Genomic DNA, 790 nt, shown 5'->3' with positions numbered 1-790 from the left:
GGCCGATCTGCTATGGTGGGCGGTCCCGAGACGAGCGATGTAACGAATGATCAAGACCTCGAACGCCACTGTGAGCAAGGCGCTCAAACGGCTGCATTACCCGCTGGACATAATGCTGACATGCGTACGTTGGTACGTCGCCTATCCGTTGAGTCTGCGTCACCTGGAAGAAATGATGTCCGAGCGGGCAGTGTCGGTCGATCATTCGACGGTGCACCGGTGGGCTATCAAGTAGGTGCCTGCGCTCGGTAAGGTATTCGGACCGCGCAAGCAAAAGGTCGGTCGAAGTTGGCGAATAGATGAGACCTACATCAAGGTCAAGGGCGAATGGAAGTACTTGTATCGGGCCGTCGATAAGGCTGGCGACACGGTTGACTTCCTGTTCCGCGCCAGGCGGGACAAGGCCGCGGCCCGGCGCAATTTCGAAAAGGCGATCTTTGGAAACGGCGTACCTGAGACGGTGACGATCGACAAGAGCGGGGTGAATCTCGCAGGGCTAAATTCGATCAATGCTGATCGCGAAGTGCCGATCAAAATTCGACAATCGAGTATCTGAACAACGTGGTCGAGCAGGACCATCGAGCGATCAAACGGATCGTACGGCCAATGCTAGGATTCAAGAGCTTTCGTTGCGCCCGCGTCATTTTAGGCGGTATCGAACTCATGCACATGATAGCGAAAGGACAGATGAAGAGTGACGGTCGACGGCATCGTTCAGTCGCCGAGCAGTTCTACGATCTTGCGAAATAAGCATTCCTCTCCGTTCCGTCCCGACTCTTCCTAATTTCCT

1 pseudogene is annotated in these 790 nt (G+C 54.9%); it reads left to right on the top strand.

The features are described 5' to 3' along the window. Nucleotides 1-46 precede the first annotated feature (46 nt). Nucleotides 47-750 (top strand): annotated as a pseudogene (locus tag FSO04_RS45900) (IS6 family transposase). The last annotated feature ends 40 nt before the right edge of the window (nucleotides 751-790 follow it).

It is taken from the genome of Paraburkholderia madseniana, assembly GCF_009690905.1.
GTDB lineage: Bacteria > Pseudomonadota > Gammaproteobacteria > Burkholderiales > Burkholderiaceae > Paraburkholderia > Paraburkholderia madseniana.
This window is presented reverse-complemented; position numbering and strand designations above follow the sequence as displayed.